The organism is Paenibacillus sp. T2-29 (assembly GCF_052921365.1).
The window spans coordinates 725,138-746,728 of record NZ_JBREVE010000002.1; the positions used below are offsets into that span (position 1 = coordinate 725,138).

General features: G+C 44.4%; 18 protein-coding genes. 5 read left to right on the plus strand and 13 right to left on the minus strand.

What is annotated here, in order from left to right; translation table 11 throughout:
• Positions 1-4: 4 nt before the first annotated feature.
• The 3 genes from ACU1JV_RS08875 to ACU1JV_RS08885 all read right to left on the minus strand — a co-directional run bounded on the left by ACU1JV_RS08875 (position 5) and on the right by ACU1JV_RS08885 (position 4,262).
• A complete protein-coding gene (locus ACU1JV_RS08875) occupies positions 5-3,088 on the minus strand; it encodes a lantibiotic dehydratase (RefSeq protein WP_064962539.1) in 3,084 nt (1,027 codons plus the stop codon).
• A 4-nt stretch (positions 3,089-3,092) separates the two neighbouring features.
• Complete coding sequence (locus ACU1JV_RS08880) at positions 3,093-4,034, minus strand: S8 family peptidase (protein ID WP_249507247.1); 942 nt, start codon at positions 4,032-4,034, stop codon at positions 3,093-3,095.
• Positions 4,035-4,100: 66 nt separating this feature from the next.
• On the minus strand, positions 4,101-4,262 hold the full coding sequence (locus tag ACU1JV_RS08885) for an epilancin family lantibiotic (protein ID WP_080561132.1): 162 nt from the start codon (positions 4,260-4,262) through the stop codon (positions 4,101-4,103).
• Positions 4,263-4,578: 316 nt separating this feature from the next.
• Here ACU1JV_RS08885 and ACU1JV_RS08890 point away from each other — a divergent pair, with 316 nt between their 5' ends.
• Positions 4,579-4,704, plus strand: a complete 126-nt coding sequence (locus ACU1JV_RS08890; protein ID WP_269203440.1) for a hypothetical protein — start codon at positions 4,579-4,581, stop codon at positions 4,702-4,704.
• Positions 4,705-5,081: 377 nt separating this feature from the next.
• Here the strand turns inward: ACU1JV_RS08890 and cysK are convergent, their stop codons facing one another.
• Positions 5,082-6,005 carry a cysteine synthase A gene (cysK, locus tag ACU1JV_RS08895; RefSeq protein ID WP_058828983.1) on the minus strand — a complete coding sequence of 308 codons (924 nt, stop codon included), beginning with the start codon at positions 6,003-6,005 and terminating at the stop codon, positions 5,082-5,084.
• Positions 6,006-6,221: 216 nt separating this feature from the next.
• Here cysK and ACU1JV_RS08900 point away from each other — a divergent pair, with 216 nt between their 5' ends.
• The gene (locus ACU1JV_RS08900) at positions 6,222-7,430 is read left to right on the plus strand and encodes an MFS transporter (RefSeq protein ID WP_413985627.1); all 1,209 of its coding nucleotides are present in this window, start codon (positions 6,222-6,224) and stop codon (positions 7,428-7,430) included.
• A gap of 73 nt (positions 7,431-7,503) precedes the next feature.
• Here ACU1JV_RS08900 and ACU1JV_RS08905 read toward each other — a convergent pair whose 3' ends face one another.
• The 3 genes from ACU1JV_RS08905 to ACU1JV_RS08915 all read right to left on the minus strand — a co-directional run bounded on the left by ACU1JV_RS08905 (position 7,504) and on the right by ACU1JV_RS08915 (position 10,443).
• Positions 7,504-8,502: a glycosyltransferase gene (locus tag ACU1JV_RS08905; RefSeq protein ID WP_025721310.1), complete on the minus strand. Its 999-nt coding sequence runs from the start codon at positions 8,500-8,502 to the stop codon at positions 7,504-7,506.
• A gap of 56 nt (positions 8,503-8,558) precedes the next feature.
• Positions 8,559-9,563, minus strand: a complete 1,005-nt coding sequence (locus tag ACU1JV_RS08910) for an aminoglycoside phosphotransferase family protein (RefSeq protein ID WP_413985626.1) — start codon at positions 9,561-9,563, stop codon at positions 8,559-8,561.
• 187 nt (positions 9,564-9,750) lie between these two features.
• Positions 9,751-10,443: a pectate lyase gene (locus ACU1JV_RS08915; protein WP_153794755.1), complete on the minus strand. Its 693-nt coding sequence runs from the start codon at positions 10,441-10,443 to the stop codon at positions 9,751-9,753.
• A 533-nt stretch (positions 10,444-10,976) separates the two neighbouring features.
• On the opposite strand from ACU1JV_RS08915, the gene ACU1JV_RS08920 reads away from it, so the two are divergent.
• Positions 10,977-11,549, plus strand: coding sequence for a shikimate kinase (locus ACU1JV_RS08920; RefSeq protein ID WP_025677396.1), 573 nt, complete (start codon positions 10,977-10,979; stop codon positions 11,547-11,549).
• A 100-nt stretch (positions 11,550-11,649) separates the two neighbouring features.
• On the opposite strand, the gene aroD is transcribed toward ACU1JV_RS08920, so the two are convergent.
• The 3 genes from aroD to ACU1JV_RS08935 all read right to left on the minus strand — a co-directional run bounded on the left by aroD (position 11,650) and on the right by ACU1JV_RS08935 (position 14,812).
• Positions 11,650-12,414: a type I 3-dehydroquinate dehydratase gene (gene aroD / locus ACU1JV_RS08925; RefSeq protein WP_137077914.1), complete on the minus strand. Its 765-nt coding sequence runs from the start codon at positions 12,412-12,414 to the stop codon at positions 11,650-11,652.
• Between the two features lie 103 nt (positions 12,415-12,517).
• Positions 12,518-13,768 carry an MFS transporter gene (locus tag ACU1JV_RS08930; RefSeq protein ID WP_446724542.1) on the minus strand — a complete coding sequence of 417 codons (1,251 nt, stop codon included), beginning with the start codon at positions 13,766-13,768 and terminating at the stop codon, positions 12,518-12,520.
• A gap of 132 nt (positions 13,769-13,900) precedes the next feature.
• Positions 13,901-14,812: a LysR family transcriptional regulator gene (locus ACU1JV_RS08935; protein WP_413985625.1), complete on the minus strand. Its 912-nt coding sequence runs from the start codon at positions 14,810-14,812 to the stop codon at positions 13,901-13,903.
• 216 nt (positions 14,813-15,028) lie between these two features.
• Between ACU1JV_RS08935 and ACU1JV_RS08940 the strand changes: the two genes are divergently transcribed.
• The gene (locus ACU1JV_RS08940; protein ID WP_413985624.1) at positions 15,029-16,219 is read left to right on the plus strand and encodes an MFS transporter; all 1,191 of its coding nucleotides are present in this window, start codon (positions 15,029-15,031) and stop codon (positions 16,217-16,219) included.
• A gap of 27 nt (positions 16,220-16,246) precedes the next feature.
• The gene (locus ACU1JV_RS08945) at positions 16,247-17,137 is read left to right on the plus strand and encodes a shikimate dehydrogenase (protein WP_013369561.1); all 891 of its coding nucleotides are present in this window, start codon (positions 16,247-16,249) and stop codon (positions 17,135-17,137) included.
• A 148-nt stretch (positions 17,138-17,285) separates the two neighbouring features.
• Here the strand turns inward: ACU1JV_RS08945 and ACU1JV_RS08950 are convergent, their stop codons facing one another.
• The 3 genes from ACU1JV_RS08950 to ACU1JV_RS08960 form a co-directional block, all read right to left on the minus strand.
• Positions 17,286-18,512, minus strand: a complete 1,227-nt coding sequence (locus tag ACU1JV_RS08950; protein ID WP_413985623.1) for an RtcB family protein — start codon at positions 18,510-18,512, stop codon at positions 17,286-17,288.
• 246 nt (positions 18,513-18,758) lie between these two features.
• Positions 18,759-20,195, minus strand: a complete 1,437-nt coding sequence (locus ACU1JV_RS08955) for a metallophosphoesterase (protein ID WP_413985622.1) — start codon at positions 20,193-20,195, stop codon at positions 18,759-18,761.
• 277 nt (positions 20,196-20,472) lie between these two features.
• A complete protein-coding gene (locus tag ACU1JV_RS08960) occupies positions 20,473-21,474 on the minus strand; it encodes a Gfo/Idh/MocA family protein (RefSeq protein WP_013369558.1) in 1,002 nt (333 codons plus the stop codon).
• Positions 21,475-21,591: the final 117 nt, after the last annotated feature.

Here is a 21,591-nt window from a genome sequence, read left to right on the forward strand (position 1 = left end):
CTCCTCAATAGGCAACATGATATTTGCTTACCTGTAGATAATCTTCCAAACTGTAGTAGCATAGGTGTAGGGCAAGCTCTTCTTTTTCCCGGTCCAGGCCGAACACTCTGTTGCAGAACATGTGCATGATGCTGAACATAATATCATCGTAGTAATTGGTTCTGTCGTCAGCTTCCCGGATAGCCGTGAAATATGCAGCGTATTGCCGCAACCTGTCGTCTTTATCGCTTGCTGGCAAGGATATGGAACGGGTCTGTTGAATCCTTTCGAATAGCGCTTCTTTGTGTTCCCGGTACTCCTGTCTGAATTTCTTCGGATCAATAATCGCAGCCATAGCCTTCAATTGATCTTCTGCCAGCGGATACGCGCAGTTCACAACCTCAAAAAGTCCGGTGCAGCAAAATAACATCTGATCGGTTGCATTAATTGACCTCTTGCCTGCATAATAGCCTGAAACTAGATAAGAATCGATAGCAAATAACCTCTCCGCTTGTTCAATGAAGGCTGCGCCGCCATACCGCAAAATTTCAGGCCGGTAAGGAACAACCGAATAGGAACTAACCAATCCGGACGAGGTTACAGTATTCAGAAAATCAAAAACATAGTTCAAGGCCGTGAAACGCTGATGCTCTACGCTTCCCGACATTTTGCACCTTAGCCTGATATGCGGCTCCTTATCTGCATACTGGACAAAAAAAACCTGGTCAATGAAGTACTCGGCGCTATTGTCCATGAATGTCTTAAATGCACTGCCCAGCAAATCGGTTAGCAGTTCCTGATTGTAATATACCTGCAGGGATATCCAATCCGAACCTGGATAATAAACGGCATTCACCGAAGAACTCAGCACTTTATTTAAGCTTTTATCGGTAGCCTGTGCAGACAATCTGTCTATCGGCAAGTACTGAAACATCGGGCTTTTGCAAAAAAATACGCACTCCTCCATATACCGGTTAACGGAAGCGAACAATTCTTTCTCCGTCTCCATAATAACAGCCGCCTTGCCTTCCGGATTCCGCGTATATTCTTTGTGCAAAAGCTTTCGATGATGATGGCGATCCAAATCCAGCAATAGCTTATTGTCCAGCTCCACCAAATATACATATCGCGGAATGTTATACTTTATGATCCAATCCTCCAAAAAGGCCAAAAACTGTTCTTCGCTCTGGAGCCGTTTATCCGCATATAATGTCCATTTTTTAGGGCAGATGATGATATTTTTATAGGTTACTCTCGGTGTAAAAGAAGAATCATAGAGATACTCCTCCAGATGGGACCATCCGGTCTGATACTGCAGATTAATATCATTCAGAAACCGGATCAGATAAGGCGCCAGCTCTGTATTGTACATACTGCTGAGTTTGGGAAATACCAGTTCGCCTGTTTCCCTGTGCTTTAGATAAAAGTATCCCGAATCCTCCACCCCTACCAGTAGTTGGGAAATATCCAAATTCCGATTCTCGGGGAACGTGGCCATATCCATGGATTGATCCGGTGTTGGGCCTGCCGTCATAATATTAGTTATTTTGGGGCTGAATGGGTAAAATGAGATTTCAGCGGCGCTCTCCCCTGCTTTCTGATCCTTCGGGTTCCTGACAAAACGGAAGATTTCATCACGGCTATCTTTGTCAAACATGTAGGCAAATCTTCCGAAGCTTTGACACGCTTCCAATGATCCGGCTCTGTTGTTTAAATAAAACGTAACTTCACCTTGTTCATTCTCCATGCAGGAATAATACAAATCGAACGAGACATGGACATTCTCCAGACTCAATTCAGACAGCTGTTGGATTTTGGCCTCGTCAAGCACGATATCCGAATGATTGGCAAGCGCTTCAGTCTGCCACTCCGCAATTAGCGCCTTGAGCTGTCGGAACCTGCCTTCATCCTTATGCCTGTACTTATCTCCGTTCTGGTAGTGGCTCTTGTACTCTTCAGGTTTGCCGAGCCCCAACGTCTTACTGAACAACTGCAATAAGGGCACTTCTTCATATACTCCGTACTTCTCAGTAAATTGCTGACGATAGTCGGAAAGTGTATCCTCTTTCCTGTACGTAGAAAGCATGCTCAATATTGAAGCTACTTGGGCCAACGCTTGCCTATCGCTGTCCGATAAGTGAATTTCATTTGCTTGATTCAGCCTTACGTCTATTTTGACCAAGTCGCCCTGATAATCGGGAAGGATAAGCTGGACTAGTTTTCGAACAGCCTCAATGCCTTCGCGTTTGACCGCAGCAACTGTGATGTCCTGAATGGCATGTCCAACTCTCTCCAAAATATCTGCGTAATATGCTGCCTTGGGAGCAGCGAGCATCTTTAGTGTACGGATCAGATGCCCCAAAGGAGCGCTATCCCGAGGATTGGGAATCATCTCACTTACCAAAAAGCCTTGTTCTATCAATTGCTGCAAAAAATCTGTGCTGATCGTGTCATCCACGCCGAAGGCATCTTTTATAGCTTGCATAAGCTGCAGAAAAGTCTGCTGCTCTTTATCAAGGATCTTCATGATGAAATCTATGACCGGGGTTTTGAGAATAGATATATTTTCAGTGCTTCGTTCCTCCTGATCTGCTGCAAACAGAGTCTGATAAGAGATGACGAGCCTGTGATGGTCAATGTAAGAGGTGTTATTTACACTCAGTCTCAATTCATTGCGGACATCCGCATCCCCATGGAAAAGCCCTATTAAGCGGTAAATTAGGCTATAATCCGGAGTTGCCCAGACGACATGTTCTCCGGCGCCTCCCGTGTTTCCGAATCGGGAAATGCCTACCCCCGCGAACAGTCCAAACGGTGTTGGTCTACAAATTGCCCGCGAAATGAACTTGCTTAGACTAAGGATAAGATTCCGCTTTTTTTTGGACTTCAATGTTCTGCCTTGTTCCAGGCTTTGCAGCGCAGCGTAGGTCGAGGGGCTGGAGACATAAATGGAATCCATCAACCCCTGCTTCTGAACGAACCGTGCAAGTCTGTCAAGATATTCATCATCGTCTAGTTGTTCATGATCAAATATCCGCGTATAATACTCCATGCCAAGCAACGTCTTCCGGTACATGTAATTTTCCGAGATTTCAAAGTTTTCCAACATGCAATCAACCTCTCATCTGTCTTAAAGCACGAATTGAACCGGCAAGGCTTACTTCATAATAATTCCGCTGAACATCAATCGGTCTCGCGCCTTGACGGAGCAGACACTCCATTTCTGTGCGCCCGGCATTCATCCCCTGCGCGATAAGCTCTCCGCTAAGAGAGGCAACAACTCCGCTGAATAAGGCGCTGGCAATACTCGTACCGATACCTACTGTGTATGCTTTGTCAAATCCCAGCACTTCGTATAAATAATCCTCTGTGTCGAAGCTTGATTTGGCAACCATTACCCAATCATTGTTGTAATTGATTTCATACTCATCACCACTCGGCGCAAAAAATTGGCCGCTGAGCGTATTACTGAACCCGGAGATATCCCCGTTCTTATTAGTTGATCCAATTGGGTATACTCCCTTTAAATTCGCAGGCACTCTGTACTCCTGCGTAATATCGCGTCCATCGTTTCCTGCGGAACAGACTACCCAGATGCCTTGCGCATTAGCGCAGTCAACCAAAGCCTGAAACCGATTGAACTCGAATAAGTCGACCTCATATTCTGTACGATAGCTGATGTTGATAATTAGATATCCTTTAGCAATACCTTCTTCCAGCGCTCTATACAACCATTCAAGCTTGCTTATTCCTTTTTTGTCCGTAATTTTGTAGACAACAACCGGAGCGAAAGGGCATATCCCCTTCAATATATATTTGCCAGTAACAGAGCTAACCATTTTTGTACCATGCCCGACGTAATCGCTTAGACAAGGCTCATAAGGTACAAATGACTTGCATTCTGCCTCAACTAGATTACCTTGGATCTCTGAGTGGGATTTATCGACGCCTGTATCAATAAACAGGATAGTAAGCGGCTGACCAACAGTTGCACCACAACTAAAATGATCGGTCAGCCGGGCTACATGCCAATTGTATATATTAGGTTTTATCATACAATCTCCATAATGTAAGTAGGGGTAGCCCATTTCACTACCCCTGACTTACGAATCGCTTATGAATTATTTACAATTGGAACAAGAACCGGTACAGATACAGGTAAGAGTTTTACATACTGCTTTGGATACCTTAATGGTTGTCTTGATGATTGAAGCTTGTGGGCTAAGCTCACTGGCCTCATAGCTCTTTCTTAAATCAAGGTCAAACATTTGATCTACTTTCATTTTCCTCTTCCTCTCTGAATTTAATTCTAATAAACATGATTTCAGTGGTACCCCTAAATCACGTTTATTGTGAGTGACTGTATGTCATATCTTGCTGTCGATGAATAAAGAATATATCTAATTCTCCCGTTTTTTATACTTTATTCCTAAAAGGTATTCCAAACCTCCTAAATTGCAGTCAATTTGCTTCCCATGCAGCATGACAAAAAAAATACCGACACAGAGCGGAACGATTGACGCTTAGAGCATGACGTATGCTTGCAAGAATCCGGTATGTTCCTATACAGGTGTCTCATATAAGTCGGCTGAAGAAGAGATGCTTAGCAAAAAGCGCTCGCCCTATGTTTACGATATGCTGGATCTTGTGGACGAACTGCGATTCAAACAGGACATGACTGTAAAGGAATTGACCGACGCACTACGTGTACACGGCATCTCATAAGTTGACCCGTTTGAGGCAGCTCTTGCTGAAATGGAGAATAGGCTTGGTGTTTCCTTCTCTGATTACTTGGGTTTTTCAAGAGGATCCTGAAGAAACAAATAAGGTCGAAGAACGGAACATGAATCGTGAGACTTTTAAAATTCTCACGAATATAAGCTATAATCGACAATTAATAAGCCATAACCTTATGAATTGTGGCTTATTGATTTGTCAGGAGTGAAATTAACCTATGAATTATGGCAAGATGTATTCAATGTTTATGTTCCTCCATTGAAAAAGAATCTACCATATCGCCAATTCACTTTTGTAACTTCGATTAATGAGGCTGGAGCTTACATATAAATGAGTCGAATCCCTTTGACCCGATCCCCATCTTTTTATCCGAATATCCCCATGCTCAGATAACGCTCTCCGGTATCCGGGGCAATACAGAGTACCCGTTTGCCTGCTCCCAAACGCCGGGCTTCCTGAAGGGCCGTCCATATTGTAGCCCCACTGGAGGGCCCGACGAGAATCCCTTCCTGAGCAGCAATCGCCCGTGTCATCGCAATCGCATCCTCATCGGAAACCTGTATGATTTCATCATATACTTCCGTATTCAGCACGGTGGGAACAAAGCCCGGACTCGTTCCCACCAGCTTATGCGGACCGGGTTTTCCCCCAGACAGTACGGGCGAACCTTTGGGCTCGACCACAACAATCCGCAGATCCGGCAAATGCTGGCGCAGCACTTCACCTGTACCCGTAATGGTACCACCCGTTCCCGAAGAAGCGACGAACACATCCAACCGCCCCTCCGTCTGCTCCAAAATTTCAAGTGCCGTGGTTGTACGATGGATATCGGGATTTGCTTCATTTTCAAACTGATGCGGGATAAAACTCCCTTCAATTTCTGCCCCCAGTTCGAGAGCTTTACGAATCGCTCCTGGCATCCGTTCTTCCGCTGGTGTCAGTACGACCTCAGCCCCATAGGCTTTTAAAATATTGATCCGTTCCTTCGTCATATTCGAAGGCATTACCAAAATCGCACGGTAACCTCGAGCTGCCGCATTCATCGCAAGACCAATCCCCGTGTTGCCACTGGTTGGCTCAATAATGGTGCCTCCCGGCTTGAGATGTCCCGCCTTTTCCGCCTCGGCAATCAGATTGCCCGCCGCCCGATCTTTAACACTGCCGCTTGGATTAAAATACTCCAGCTTCACATACACTTCCGCATCCTGCGGTCCTGTGAGCCGTTGCAGCCGCACACAAGGCGTATCTCCGATTAAGTCCGTAATACTATGTACCACTTTAAGTGTCATTGTTATATCCTCCCCGGATCATTCCTTACAACGTCATTTCCTATCTTCATATCATACTACCAAAATAACATAATTGGCTCCTTCCAACCTGTCGCTTTTGTAAATTACACAAACCTTATCAACTTAGTATGTAAAATTCTTGCAAAATGGGTCGCCAGATGTTGCCTGGAATGATATACTCGCATTACTATTTTTTCAGGAGGATACAAGAAACTTATGAGTACTCAAGAAAATATGACAGCTAATCGCTTCCCCCCCTCCTTGCTATGGTTAACCCTTGGTGCCTTCGCCATCGGCATGACCGAATTCGTCATTATGGGACTTCTCCCCAATGTAGCCCATGATCTTCAAGTTACGATTCCGCAAGCCGGGCAATTAATCACCAGTTACGCGCTTGGTGTGGCCATTGGCGCACCTGTGCTTACTGTATTAACCCATAAAGTTCCGCAAAAAAAGCTGTTGTGTCTGCTGATGTCTATATTCATTTTAGGCAATCTTTTTTCGGTCATTGCTCCTAACTACGAACTGCTGATTGCGGCCCGTATGGCTACTGCGTTATCGCACGGAACCTTCTTGGGAGCAGGTTCCCTGATCGCTGCCCGCCTGGTTCGTGCTGATAAGCGGGCAGGAGCCATCTCTATGGTGCTGACCGGATTGACCGTGGCGAATATTATTGGCGTGCCCTTTGGCACCTTTATCGGGCAGCAGCTCGGCTGGCGCGCTTCCTTTGGAGCCATTGTTGTGATCGGCTTGATTTCTCTCTTCGGTATTATTCGTTACATTCCGGTGATTCAGCAGGACAAGCCTTCCAGTCTCAAGCAAGAAGTCAAAAGCCTGTTTAATCCAAAAGTGCTGCTGATGCTGCTCACAGGTGCAGTCGGCTGTGGTAGCCTGTTCACTGTCTTTACGTACATTACGCCTCTGCTTACGGACATTAGCGGCTTTGCCGAACACAGCATTACCTGGATTCTTGTCCTGTTCGGCCTAGGCGTCACAATTGGGAACATCGTTGGCGGCAAGCTCGCAGATTGGAAGCTGCTTCCTTCCTTGATTGCAAACTATGCTGTACTGGCCATTATTCTGGCCATTCTGACGTTTACACTTCAAAGCCAGGTACTGGCCGTTATCACTGTATTCATCTGGGGGATTGCTGCATTCGGCATCATGCCGGGTATTCAGGTTCGCATCATGAATCTGGCCTATGAGGCTCCTTTGCTAGCCTCTACCTCCAGCCATTCCGCATTGAATCTGGGTAACGCAGGTGGTGCTTTTATCGGGGGAGTCGTGATTAACCAAATGGGACTGTCCGCCATTCCATGGGTTGCATCACTCATTACTGTCGGCGGTCTGCTGCTGATGCTGGTCAGCTACATGATGGATCGCAAGACGGCTCATACTGAAGCGATAGCAGAGATACAGTCATAAGAAAAGGGACTTTCGTTCATTAGAGCGAAAGTCCCTTTTTTAAGGTCTAAATCCACGCAACCTGTCTCGCTGTTCAGCTTAACCAGTGATCGAAAAAATCCCTATATCCCTGCTTCATCACCTGACTTGAAAACTGTTCCATGGCGTATGCCTGGTTTTCTGTAGAAACCCGGCGAGGTGAAGCCGCAGCCATATTGACCAGTTCGAACCAGTTCTTCTCATTCCCCGAAAATGAATGTGTAGAGCTGATGTGCCCATAGCAAGGATGCTCCGGCTTGACGACGATTTTCCCCATGGCTAGCGCTTCGGTCAGCGGCATCGCGAACGTGTCGAATTTAGAGCAGCTCCAATACACCTTCGCCGTATTCATCAGTGCAAACACCTCGTCTTGCGTTAATGCAAATTGAAGTTTTACATTGTCCGGGATGTCGTACTTCTTCATGCTTTCCTTGTAGCGTTCACCGCCAAATACCATATAGACATCCTTATCAGGATTATGCCGCGCATACTCCAGTACCAGATCCGGACGCCGATTCTCTTCATCTCTACCAATCCACATCACCCGGTTCTCCACCACTTGTGAGGGATCAAAATGCTTTTCCACCAACCGCTCATTAAATCCGATCGGGATGACTGTCACATCGGTTACACCAAACTTCGAGGCCATCTCCTGCTTGAGAAAGGCAGTCTGTACGATAGCCTTGTCCACGATCTGATAAAAAGGCTTCATCATCTCATAGCCTGTCAGTGCCGGGTCTGGAAAACTATGCGGAAAAAGCACGCTGTTTTTAAAAAACATATTCAAATAGGTAAAGCCAGATACCGTATAAATAACGTGCTCAATCTGCTGCTCATGGAGTTGGTCCAGCACGACGTCATAATTGACCAGGTCACCCTTTTCGTGCTCATAGCCCGGAAGCCAGTCATGGCTGCTTACATGGCGCTCCGGTGATACAAATACGATATCCACCCCCAGTTCCAATCCGATCTGCTTCAGACGTTCTGCAAAAATACGAGGACCCTGCGCTTCAGCAAATTGTATTTTTCTCATGACCAAACCGACTTTTTTCATGGATTTATTTCCCTACCTTCTTTGGCTAACTATATAGAATCTATGCCTTAAGCCCACTAAAGCCACTGCTTACATGGTTGGACTTGTCCCCAATCCATCATCGCTGTACATTGGTTTAAACAAGCTAACGTTTCATCCAACTGGGACTCTAATTGCTCTTTTGACCATTTGTTGCTATTTCTATGCAGCTCCTTTTCAATCCTTTGCAAATCACTTGTGATTAGTAATAGCATCCAAAGCGAAAATATCACAGCAAACATACCATATTCCTGTATAAATGCCGTTCGATCTACCTTTATCCCCAACAGCTCCAGCTGTTCCAGATAGCTGTCCAACATACGAATACGCAATTCAGACGTCATGTGTCGGGGGAATAACGGATGGGACATGTCGATCAGGTGATATACATCCCACAGCGGTGTGTTTAGATGAGCATGCTCCCAATCCAATACCTTTAACCGTTCCCCACTCAGCGCATAGTTTCCCGGATGAAGATCACCATGGGACAGTACAAGCTGGTGTGAAAAAGATACATGCTCCAGCTGTACATACATACGCTGCATCTGTTGCTTAGATAAACGCAGTGAGCTGCAAAGCTTTAACACATCCGGCTTGCGCGTGTATAGCTCAGAAACCATCTCCTGAATAAGTGGCTTTGGTCCCCGTAGCGGCATTCCTGCAAAATAGTCCAGTGGCAAAGCATGCCACCTTGCAACAAGTCCTACAGCTTGCAATAGGGTTTTGTCTGCGTGAACATGATGTAACGGACCAAGGTCCTCAAATACCATCCATTCTCCTCCGTCATCTGCGTCTGCATCAGACCAAGCTAGCAATTGGGGATAGATGGGTGGTAATGCGGGAAGCACATGCTCGTACACCCATCTCTCGTGCCCCTTCTGATCGTCATTGGTTAGTGGTTTAAATATATAACTTTCAGAGGAGGACACGTAAAAACGTTCCACATGCCGGCCATTCGTACCTGTATATAAAATTTCACGATCGCGCACCAGCGTATCATTCAAAGTACCGTCTACATTCACATATTGATGAAATAGATTCATAGCCACCCAACTCTTTTTGTATAAAATGTAATAGCACGATCATATCATAGTCCTCGTTCCGAACGAAGCCCAGATCATCTTGGGGTAACTCACTGCACCCAAAAAGGGGCTTGCCCAGCAGATCACGCGACCTGTTGGCAGCCCCTTATCACATCCATACTCCTATCCTTACTCTATTCTATACCGATTAATATTGAGTATTGCCGGACTCGCTCGTGTTGCTAGATTTAAAGCCTTTGAACAATTGTTTTACATTATGATAACGAGTATTCGTAATTTTAGCTTTGCTGTTAGGACCGTCGGATCTCAGGATCGAATCCTTCACGTTGGAAATATCCGAGTTATCCAAAGTCATATTCACTCTAAAAGTAGAGCCCCCAAGTTGGCGAACCAGCTTACCGATATCATCGGCTCTAAAGTTTTTAATGTTAATTGTGCCTTCGGCATTGATTTGGAACACTTTATCATATGCATGGTATGCTCCACCGCCTGTAATATTCACTGTGCCTGGTTCTTTAAGCGTCAATGCATCTTCACCGACATCCTCCCACGTTACGTTGGAAATGGTGCCATTGCCATATACATGCACACCATCCGCAGCAGGCGCGGCGATGATCACGTTTTTCAGCGTTGCATTATTTTCAAGCTTGAAGATAGGCTTTTGAGCCTCCTTTTGGCTTCCATCTCCCAAGGTATCGGGGTCAGCCACTACGGTCTTGCCTTTACCATCGTATACTTCTCCTGCTTTTACAAGTATGGTCTTATGAACGACCTCTGGAGCTGCATGAGCAGAATAATTGCCGACAAATAATGCGATCAACATACCGGATAAAGCAATACTCATTCCCTTTTTCAATACTTTAGCTGTGTTTGTTTTCATTTCAATTCATCCCTCTCATAGATTGTTTTTTATTCTTATCTCCAATTCTCCGTTGACTAGAGCGCAAGCGCGTAGACCGTATCACCACCTTCGTACAATGAACCCATTGACCGACACATGTCCGTAAAGTGATATTTAACTATTTGCATATGTATACTTGGTTTTTGGTTCAAAGTAGCTTCATTATTATAAATTCAATCAATCACAAATTGTAAATAGAGCGATTACATTTACAATTTGCATAATTCTATTATATTCCAACTTCCAATAATTTCAATACGTTTTCGGCAAAATATGTCCTTTTTTTTAATTAAGTATACAAAATTGCCTCTTTTATACTTGTATAAGTTTGTTATTCTTCAATTTACGCATTAAATAATACTTGAATACCTAGTTTCGTTTGCCTCTTTTATCGTATACCTCATTGCTGATGTGCTCTATACTATTGAATGACACGGTTGATGAACGTATAATGTATTTAGTGCTTTGAAGCGTTACATCTCAACATTACTGGTGAGAAAAGAGTGGTTATCGTGCAAAACAATAGTGAGATTCCATTAAAAGAACAAAATATTGTGCTCATCGGCTTTATGGGCGTAGGCAAAACAACGATCGGTTCCCATCTAGCGCGCAAACTGTATCGCGATTTTGTCGATATTGATCAGGAGATTGAACAAGAGTACAACATGCCTACCACAGAAATTTTCAAAACTTACGGAGAGAAGCGTTTCCGCGAGATTGAAAAAGAACATATTTTGAAGTTGTGCAGCAATACACGCCTCAAAATCATTTCTGTTGGCGGTGGTGCGTTTTTACAGGAAGAGGTGAAGCAGGCTTGTTTGGCTTCCTCCATTGTGTTCTTCTTGGATTTAAATTGGGATTCCTGGAAAGATCGGCTCAAGATGCTGATTGACACCCGCCCTAATCTGCAAAACAAGACGTTGGAGGAAATTGAAAATCTTTTCCGTTCCAGACAGGACATTTACGCGGTGAATCACTCCAAGATCGATACCGATCAGTTGGATGCGGAAGAAGTCGCAGACTATATTATTCAAACGCTGAATCTGGGTTGGGAATTGTATGAACCTACTCGGGGATTGAATTAAGCGTTACAAAAAGGAGGGCCCCAGCATGCTTATCGCTTGGGGTCCTCCTTTTGTGTTCATTGCGGATAACTTGCTCACTAGCGAGCAATACCTGCGTCTTTTAAGAATGGCTATGCAGCACCTGCAATATTTCTCTCAGTTCAGTGACAGGAATCTGTCCCGGCGCGGAAGCTTTCTTGGCAGCACCAAAAGTCAACGCTGAACCAAAGAGTTCTCCGGTCAGACGGCTCACGACACCTTTTCCCGCCATCGACATTGTGATAATTGGCCGATCCGCATACTCTTCTGCCATAGTGCGTGTGGCGTCCAGTAAGGTCAGTACATCGGCTGTATTGGTTGGCATCACCGCTATTTTAGGCAGATCGCCGCCCAATTCCTGTGCCTTACATAACCGGGACACAATTTCCTCCTTCGGCGGCGTCTTTTGAAAATCGTGATTAGAAATAATCACATACACGTTATGCTTATGTGCTGCTTCTACCAGTGTCTTCACATCAGCTTCCTCATTAAAAAGCTCTACATCAATAAGTTCGACTTGCCCCGTTGCGGCTATTGTACGATTCAATTCCACATAACTTGCCGCACTGATTTCCTTTTCTCCACCTTCTCGGGCGCTACGGAACGTAAATACGAGTGGAATATTGGCTAAAATAGACCGAATTTCATGTAAGGCAGCCTTTACCTTTTCCAGATCCTCCACATGCTCGAAAAAATCGACTCTCCACTCTACGATATCCAGGTCGAGTGTTCGTAAATGGGCAGCCTCTTCCTTCAACTGCTCCAACGTTTCTCCCACCATGGGAACACATATTTTAGGCGCTCCTTCACCGATCCGTACATCATTTATCTTTACGATTTTTCCCATATCTATCTCACTCCCCAATTACAGTTTCAAGTCGAACATTCACAATAATTCATAGTATAACGCATTATGAATAAGCATGCAGACGATTAGGTTCAGTCGCTAGTTATTTCGTATCCAGTACGATTTGAGGAGACAATTCTCGTTTTGCAGGAAAAACGGCACTGTAGCGAAAATTAACAAATACCGCCAGTGCGATTCCAAGTACATTCACGATAATAGCCAGCATAAACACACTGGAAATCTGAGAATGCTTCAAAAGAAAGCCTGTAAACACGGGAATGAGCGTATAGGACAGCGAAGTTGCGGTATAAATAAACCCGGTAATCTGTCCTTTTCGTTGACTAAAAAATTCACTCATTACGGTTAACGTCAGCTGAAGTACACCCGACCCGATGACACTCGCACAGATAATGGCGGCAGCCCCAGATTTGAAAAGAAGAAGCGCTCCAAAAGCCAATAAGGAAATGCAAGGATAAATAAGGATGATATGAACAGGTTTAACCCATTTTCTCAATACAATGACCAATACAAACACGGAAACCAGCGAACCCATATTGTAATAAACTAATAGCCTCAGAGACTCTGATTCCGTCATGCCGATAAACTGTTGCCCAAAAGTAGGCAGCCATAACTGCACAATATACAGCAAGGTAGGTCCTGTAAATCCAAGCAAGATAAGACACACACCTTCCTGCCAAAACCGCGGTTTACTCGGATCATTTGCCTTTAAATTCCCCGTCTGCTTGGCGCTAGATACAGAAGTACCGCCACTTTGCCCCTTGGCGGGCTGTACGCGCATGTCTGGAAACTTCATTCTGAACAAGTAGATCGCATTCAATGCAAATATCAGTGCTGGTATAAAGAAAGAGAACCCGTAAAAAATATCGTGATTCATAAAAAAGATAATCATTAGCGGTAAAAATGCCGCCCCAATGGATATAAAACCTCTCACCAACACTGTAGCCGAACCAGAGGATTGGGGAAAAGCCTCGATCAGAGCTGGATAAGTACCTGAATCAAGAAAAGAATTCGCTACACCTGCCAGCACAGCCAGTACCATCGCCATCTCAAAGGTGGGACTCAGCGGTATACCGACCAAGAATACGGTCATCAGCAGCCCTGCGGCCACAATAAACGGTTTGCGACCATAGCGGTCGGAGAGCACTCCGGATATATACAGCGTAAACAGTCTGCCAAACCCCATCGCGGAAACCAAGAGACTGATGCCTGCCTGATCTGTATGCAAATGCTCTGTTAAAAAGGACATGTGTGACGCCAGCATAATATTAAACATGCCGAACAAAAGATAGTTCACATAAAGGCCTGTCGCCACTGGAATAGAAGAACGTTTCATCATGAATTCACCTGCTTTTGTAAGTAAGTTTTGTAGTATCAAAACGTGAATCATTTCACATTGCTTGTGTCGATGATGAAGTATAGAACACAATTTAAAATTTATCAAGTTTAAAAATTGCGAGACTCCGGCTTAGACACGCTGATGCGTTTTCAGATAAAACTCCTTGCCATAACTTAGGGCAAAGTTCCGAAACTCTACTACTGCCGGGGATAAGTATCTATTTTTAATGCTGGCTAGGTAGATAAAACGCTCGTATTCTGGATTTACAATAGGCAATGTTTTGACGTTAAAATAATCTAACGATGAAATGCGGGGCATAACTCCGATCCCGTAATTGATAGACACCAGTCCTGCCATTGCCGTATCTTCTTCAATCTCGCAAATAATCTGTGGCGTAACGTCTGCCTTGGCGAACAAATTTTCAATAATGGGCCGAACCCCACTCTTTTTGTTGAAGAAGATCACCGGGTAATCCGCTGTATCCTTAAGATCAATTTGGTCCAGAGAAGCCAGCGGATGATCAGGGGAAACAATGACCACCAGTTCCTGCTGAGCCAGCGGAATAAACTCCACTTCTGGTTCATTTTCCACGTGAGAGCAGAACGCCACGTCATAGTGTTCCTGCTTCAGACCTTGAATAATATCGTTCGTATTCCCTTGGTGAAACGAAAAGGAAATGTCTTTACGGGCATCTTGAGCTGAAAAAGCTTGGATTATCGCTGGAATGAAGTGTGAACCTAACGTGTAAATGAACGCCAAATCTATATTCCCATGTCTTGGACTCACTAATTCCCGTAAGTTATGCTCCCCCTTTTCCAATTCATCCATCGCGTGCTCCACATATTTCAGAAAAAATCGCCCGTATTTGTTTAGTCGAATATTTCTCCCCTGCTTTTCAAACAGATGAACACCCAAATCCTTTTCTAATTCTGAAATCGCATGACTTAAACTGGGTTGAGTGATACATAGCCGCGCAGCTGCCTGGGTAAAATGCTCCATCTCTGCAAGTACACGAAAATATTGTAAGTGCTTCAGATTCATAAGAATGTACGCTCCCTCTTTAATTCATATTTTAAATTATAGATTTAAACTATGAAAAACGTTAAAAATATGCATTGGATTTATAATAACACCCCTTATATAATTAAAACATAGACATTATGTGAATATTTTCACTTGTTTGTGGGCGTACTTTAATAGACCTGGACGATGCCTATCTAGGCCATTGATCTAAAATTTAAGTTGGGAGTTACACTTATGAAAAATCCTTATATCAGAATGGCAACAGGGCTTTATATCAACTATTTTCTTCTGGGTATGATTAATGTTATTCTCTCGTCGAATATGAGCTTTCTGACCGTGCAATTGAACACGGATAAAGCAGCCATCGGCTATCTGGTGTCAGCGATTGGAATCGGTAAACTGCTCGCTCTCGGAGTAGCCGGAAAAATGTCAGATAAATACGGAAGGAAACCACTCATTGTTATTGCATCATTTGCTTATTTAATCTTCCTAATCGGTATTCCGCTTGCACCTAACTACACGTTGGCATTCGTGTTTGCCATTATCGCAGGGCTCTGCAACTCAATGATGGATGCGGGGACTTATCCCGCACTCATTGAAGGGTTCGGAAAAAAAGCCGGGTCTGCAACCGTCCTGGTCAAAGCATCCATCTCGATCGGTGCCATTGTTATTCCGTTCATGATTGCATTTTTTATTAATCACGATATGTTCTATGGATATTCCTTCTTTATTCCAGCAGGAATTTATCTGCTGAACGGGATTTTCTTGTCGATGACCGCTTTCCCCAACCACAAAGCAGAGGAACAAAAGGCTCCAGCCGAGGCTGATCAATCAACGGATTCGTTCCACAGCGAGCCTAAGTTTTGGCAAGAAGGTCTGTCTCTGATTATTATCGGTTTTACTTCAACTGTATTGTTCATGATCGTGCAGCTATGGCTTCCTACCTTTGGAGAAGAGGCTCTTGGCATGGACAAAGCCAGCGCCATTAAGCTGCTTAGCTACTATAGTATAGGTTCACTAGTTTCCGTTATTTTGTTGGCTGTGGTACTTGGTAGATTCATTAAGCCTATTACCGTCATGATTGTGTATCCGCTTATTGCCCTGCTTTCTTTGCTGGCTTTAATTGTATGGCACAATCCTGTCGCTACCTTGATCAGTTCATTCTTAATCGGCTTGTCTACTGCGGGTATCTTCCAAATTGCCCTTACAGTCATGACAGAATTTTTCCGCAAGAACAAAGGAACTACGACTTCTCTCGTAAACATAGCAGCCAGCCTATCGTTCATCCTGATGCCTTTAGCTACCGGGAGCATGTCCAAAAGTCTGGGAATTACCTCGGTATTCATTCTAGATATTGCGATTGCCGTAGTCAGTATTTTGCTGGCCGTGTTTGTTGCTTATCGATATAAAAAAGTGTTTCATTAAACTACACAAATAACTTGGAGGCTTATTATGAAAAACGCTGGACGTATTGACGGAAGAACGCAATTAATCGGACTGCTAGCTACACCGATCGGACACTCTTTGTCCCCGGCTATGCATAATCTTGCGTTTGAGAAACTGGGGCTAAACAACGCATATATGGCCTTTGAAGTAGGCAATGAACAACTTGAAGAAGTAGTACGTGGGATGCGCGCTCTAAACATACGCGGCTACAACGTGTCCATGCCCAACAAAACAGCCATCTTACAGTACCTTGACGAGCTGGACGACAGCGCTAAATTTACAGGTGCCGTCAACACTGTCGTGAATACGGATGGTAAGCTGAAAGGCTACAGTACAGATGGATCTGGTTATGTTCGCAATTTGCAGGAGCACGGCATTGATCTGAAAGGTAAGAAAATGACACTCGTCGGCTCAGGCGGTGCTGCAACACCGATTGCTATTGAAGCCGCTCGAGCTGGCCTTGCTGAAATTTCAATTTTCGCTCGTAATGACCAGTTCTTTGCCCGGGCGGAAGAGAATGTTCGTATTATTAATGAAGAGATGAAACATGCTCAAGTCAAGGCGAACATCTATGCATTAGAGGATCAGGAGAAGCTGCGTGAAGAGATTCTTACAAGTCATATTTTCGCTAATGGTACAGGTGTGGGTATGAAACCGCTGGAAGGCAAAAGTGTCATTGAGGATGTGTCCATGCTTCGTTCCGACCTGATCGTGACCGATGTAGTGTACAGCCCAGCTAAATCCAAGCTGATGGAACAAGCTGAGTCCGTAGGTGCAACCGCCATTAACGGTCTGGGCATGATGCTGTGGCAGGGCGCACTTGCCTTCGAATTATGGACAGGGCAAGAAATGCCTGTCGCTTATATTAAAGAACAGCTTTTTGCTGATCAACTGTAAGACTTAGAGATACTAACAAACACATCAAGCCATGAGTTCCTTCTATTATATATGCATATATGTACTTTAAAGACGATGCTCGGCGAATGAAACTTCTGCCGGGCATCGTCTTTTTTATGGGTACACACCATTCTTCCTTCTCTTTTCATTAATCCTTATATGGGTCAAACTCATTGGCCCCAGCCATGCATACCCCGATTGGCTTCAGCACATGCATAACTTCAACAGTCTCGGAATGAGCGTCCAGCACCTCACGCAGTTTGCGGTAGACGAACGGGCTTTCGTCTGTACCTGCTCCGCGCAGCTCGACACCGTAGTTTCGAACAGCCTCCTTCATCTGTAGGTCCGTAATCTGACCACCGCTACGCGTACGGGTTTTCCAATTCATTTTACCGGCTGCCTGGGTACGACTCATAATACGACCTGCGCCATGGACTGTACTATAGTAGGAATCCCGATTTTCTACCGAATCTTTCCCACGCACAATCACCGAGATATCCCCCATGCTTCCTCCAATAAAGCCCACTTGACCAGGGGCCGAGGGGGTTGCGCCTTTGCGGACCACAATGGTGTCGCGTCCATCATGCTGTTCTTTCCACGCGTAATTATGGTGATTATGCACCGTAAAGTCCGCTTCGGTCCCCATAATACCAAGCACTTGTTCTATCACATGGTCACGTCCTGCATAAGCATAACGTCCGGCAAGGCGCATTGCACGATAGTACATATCCCCCAGCTCACTGTTCATATCCAGTAGTACAGGCGGCTGATCCATATGTTCTCCCGGCGCCTTTCCGAGAAACTCCCGTCCTGCGGCCAAATTTAGAAACCCGCTTGCTGTTTTGTGCCCAAAGCCCCGGCTGCCGAAATGATTGGCAATCCAGACCTGTCCTGTCGCTTCCTCCACAAATACATCAACAAAATGATTGCCACTTCCTACTGTACCCAGCTGTTCTCTCGCCAAGGACTTCAGTTTGTCATGCTCTTGCTTCCCAATCGCTGCATATACCGCCCAATCCGGGTCATCAAACAGCTCATGGTCCACCTGAATCTCATTCACACGACCTACGCCAAATGAAATTTGACGTGCAATCTCATCCATCACGGTTGAAATACGCGGCATAATGTCAGCGGCAAACAGCTTGGTTCTTACCGCCTTATTTCCGCAGCCGATATCATACCCTACACCTGAAGGTGAAATTTGTCCGTCATACACCATCACACCGCCAATGGGCTGACTGTAGCCTTTATGATGATCTGCCATCAGTAGCGCCTGAATCACATTACCATTTTCGGCACATGTGCGGGCTTGAGATAATGCCCCCGGATCAGGTGCTCCCCATACGCGTACTCCATTGATTTCTTGATAAGCCATCGTTTTATCCCTCCATATTTTGCAAGAAAATTTCTATATGTAAAAGTGAGCATTCTATTTTTAAACTTTGGATCTCTTAATAGCATTATGTACGGTTTACCCGCTTCCGAACAGGGCGTAAGTATTACAAGCACAACATCAGACGTCTCTATAAGAAAGTCCCTAAGAAAATGAAAAAGGATATCCATGCAGCCAAACAGACTGTAGGATATCCTTTTATGATCATTTAGAAACCATTAATCAATTTTACTGATATTTTTTGATGATTCCGAATTGATCCACAATAAAAGGTTTGGCATCATTTTTGTTTTGATCAATTTCGTACGTTACGGCTGTAAGTTTATTTTCGTCGACAGTGATGCCAACAAAATTCTGCACCTGTCCTCGTACAGGTCTACGATTGTCACTCGGATCTGGGCCATATACTGCCGCATGATTCTCTTCAGCTAATTCAAAGAGGTTATAGTACTTATCTCCAAGCTTTTCACTCGGGTTCTTGTAGTAAACTTTAGGGCCAGCAGTTGCTGGGATGACATAGATACTTCCATCCGGATTCACACTATATTCAATCGTCTTTTCATTTAATCTATCTTTTAATTTGGTTGGCGTTGTTGCTTTACCCTCTTGGTTGATTGGTTTCGTCCGAGCATAAATATGATCATGCCCCTGCACGACAAAGTCGATATCAAGTTTGTCCATGAGTGGAGCGATTTGGTTACGAACTCCATTGTTATCCATGATGTCAGCATCTGTTGCATGGTTAGAGGTAGTGTAGGGACCTTTGTGAATATTAACAATGATCCACTTTGCACCCGCCTTTTTGGCTGCCGCAGCATCTTTCTTTAACCATTCAACTTGATCTTCAGAAAAATTGGCATATTTCTCTGAGTCCTCATTGGAGTTCAGTACGATAAAGTGAGCATTGCTGTAATCGAAGGAGTAGTACGCTCCTGTTTTAGTAGCAGAACCCGCTGGTTGATTAATATTAAAGTGATCATAAAAAGCGTAGTTCTCATCCTCGTGATTACCTGCTGAAGGAACAATGGTTGTATTCAAAAGACTTTTTTGTGAATGTCCCAACAACCAGTTCCACTGCTCTTCTTTGGTACCGGTATCTACGATATCTCCGTTGTGAACTACAAACTGAGCATTATTTACGGTTTGAAGTGCTTTTTCGAGCGTCTGTGAGGACAATATGGCTTCATCTTCGCTTTTCGCTTGTGTATCAGCTAAATCAATGAAGGTAAATTCACCGTTCTTAGGAGCCGTTTGAAACGTACCTGTTTCGCTCCATATCCCGCGCGCTGCATCACCCACACGATAATAATAAGCTGTGTCCGCTTGAAGACCTGTAGCTACAGCTTTATGGACAAGCTCTTCTGGAGAATTGGTCGATGGAGAGGAAGTGCCTTCAAATGTAAGAGCATTCGTAAAATCAGCTTCAGAAGCCGTTTTCTTGGTTACTTGAACAGTGCTCTTCGTGAAAAGCTTTGAAGTATACCAGGTAAATCCTTTGGAGGCTTTGGTGTCTCCATAAAATGTAGCTGTAACTTTACTAATACCTTGATCTGTGTTCACTGGTGACTCAGCATGAACAGGTAAGGCTGACAGGCCCGTAATTAAACCTAGCGCAAGAGCAACAGACATAGATGTTACTGACCACTTTTGAAACTTCTTAAACATGTGTACACTCCTCTGTGCAGTTAATATGTAAAAGTTATAAATATGATCATAACAATCAATTGTTAATACGTTATTTGCTGAGATGTAGTGCTTTGTAAAAATGAGGTTAGGTATATAAACCAAAAAAGGCCTACCGGATGTTTGCAAAATTTGCGAAACCGGTAGGCCTTATTCATGTTCTAGGTACTCTTGACACATAAAACTAGACTGCCCCCATATAAGAAGCAGTCGCGGAGTCTTGGAAAGCTAGTAAGGGTTTTGTTAAATCACTAGCCAACTAATGTGCAGAGGTATTTTTCAAATCCGCTTCATAACGAAGACCAAATTGTTGTCTTGCCTCCTCCATCACTTCAGCGACTGTCAGCGAACACTCCAAAGAGTTAATGGAACTGTTGCGTTCCCCACTCTTGATCAGATCAATAAATTCCTGAATTTCATAATACATGGGCTCACGCGTCTGAGCCTTGGTCAAATCCTCAATCGTGCCGTCCCGATAATGAATTTTCACCTCATAGGGCTGGCTGATTTTGTCGATCACCATCGTTCCATACTCACCCTGAATTTCGGCAGGCAAATAGGAATCTGTAATTTTGGAATGCATAACGATAGCATCCATATCCGGATACTTCATCACAATACTGCCCTCGCCGTCGACACCAGAGGATAACAGTACACCCACCGCCCGGATCTCATCCGGTTTGCCGAACAATGCCACCATTGGATACAAACAATACACTCCCAGATCCATCAAGGAACCATTCGAAAAAGCCGGATTAAAGGCATTCAGCACCTTGCCCTGCTTAAAAGCATCAAAGCGTGAAGAGTATTGACAGTAGCTTGCAAAATAACGCCGAACCCGGCCTATTTTATACATATGATCCTTTATAATTTTAAAGTTGGGCATAAGTGTGGATTTAACGGCCTCCATCAACAGAACATCATTGTTGCGCGCGGCTTCGATCATGCTCTGCACCTCTGCTGCATTAGAAGCAAAAGGCTTCTCACACAGCACATGCTTTCCATGGTTCATACATAAGATCGCTTGCTCCGCATGTAAAGAATTGGGACTGGCAATATATACGGCATCCACCTGATCACTTGCAGCCATTTGTGCCAGATCTGTAAAAACCTCCGGCTGGCTGTTATATTTGGCAGCAAAGGCTTGGCCTTTCTCCTCTGTTCGTGAGTACACCGCGGTCAGGGAAAATTCGTCTGTCTCTATCGCAGCTTGAATAAATCTTTCCGTTATCCAATTCGTTCCAACGATACCAAAACGCATCACTGTATCCCATCCTTTCCCGTGAGTCATTACAATTAATATATGTTCCTATTCTCGCATTCCAGCCAAGACTTGTCCACTATACCGCTTGTCATCTCCCATGCTTCCACATATTAA

Coding starts and splice junctions, on each gene's coding strand:
- ACU1JV_RS08890 (WP_269203440.1), top strand. CDS start 4,579: ATGCTTAGCAAAAAGCGCTCGCCCTATGTTTACGATATGCTGGATCTT.
- ACU1JV_RS08875 (WP_064962539.1), bottom strand. CDS start 3,088: ATGTTGGAAAACTTTGAAATCTCGGAAAATTACATGTACCGGAAGACG.
- ACU1JV_RS08910 (WP_413985626.1), bottom strand. CDS start 9,563: ATGAATCTATTTCATCAATATGTGAATGTAGACGGTACTTTGAATGAT.
- ACU1JV_RS08960 (WP_013369558.1), bottom strand. CDS start 21,474: ATGCGTTTTGGTATCGTTGGAACGAATTGGATAACGGAAAGATTTATT.
- ACU1JV_RS08880 (WP_249507247.1), bottom strand. CDS start 4,034: ATGATAAAACCTAATATATACAATTGGCATGTAGCCCGGCTGACCGAT.
- ACU1JV_RS08940 (WP_413985624.1), top strand. CDS start 15,029: ATGAAAAATCCTTATATCAGAATGGCAACAGGGCTTTATATCAACTAT.
- ACU1JV_RS08935 (WP_413985625.1), bottom strand. CDS start 14,812: ATGAATCTGAAGCACTTACAATATTTTCGTGTACTTGCAGAGATGGAG.
- ACU1JV_RS08905 (WP_025721310.1), bottom strand. CDS start 8,502: ATGAAAAAAGTCGGTTTGGTCATGAGAAAAATACAATTTGCTGAAGCG.
- aroD (WP_137077914.1), bottom strand. CDS start 12,414: ATGGGAAAAATCGTAAAGATAAATGATGTACGGATCGGTGAAGGAGCG.
- ACU1JV_RS08885 (WP_080561132.1), bottom strand. CDS start 4,262: ATGAAAGTAGATCAAATGTTTGACCTTGATTTAAGAAAGAGCTATGAG.
- ACU1JV_RS08955 (WP_413985622.1), bottom strand. CDS start 20,195: ATGTTTAAGAAGTTTCAAAAGTGGTCAGTAACATCTATGTCTGTTGCT.
- cysK (WP_058828983.1), bottom strand. CDS start 6,005: ATGACACTTAAAGTGGTACATAGTATTACGGACTTAATCGGAGATACG.
- ACU1JV_RS08900 (WP_413985627.1), top strand. CDS start 6,222: ATGAGTACTCAAGAAAATATGACAGCTAATCGCTTCCCCCCCTCCTTG.
- ACU1JV_RS08945 (WP_013369561.1), top strand. CDS start 16,247: ATGAAAAACGCTGGACGTATTGACGGAAGAACGCAATTAATCGGACTG.
- ACU1JV_RS08915 (WP_153794755.1), bottom strand. CDS start 10,443: ATGAAAACAAACACAGCTAAAGTATTGAAAAAGGGAATGAGTATTGCT.
- ACU1JV_RS08930 (WP_446724542.1), bottom strand. CDS start 13,768: ATGAAACGTTCTTCTATTCCAGTGGCGACAGGCCTTTATGTGAACTAT.
- ACU1JV_RS08950 (WP_413985623.1), bottom strand. CDS start 18,512: ATGGCTTATCAAGAAATCAATGGAGTACGCGTATGGGGAGCACCTGAT.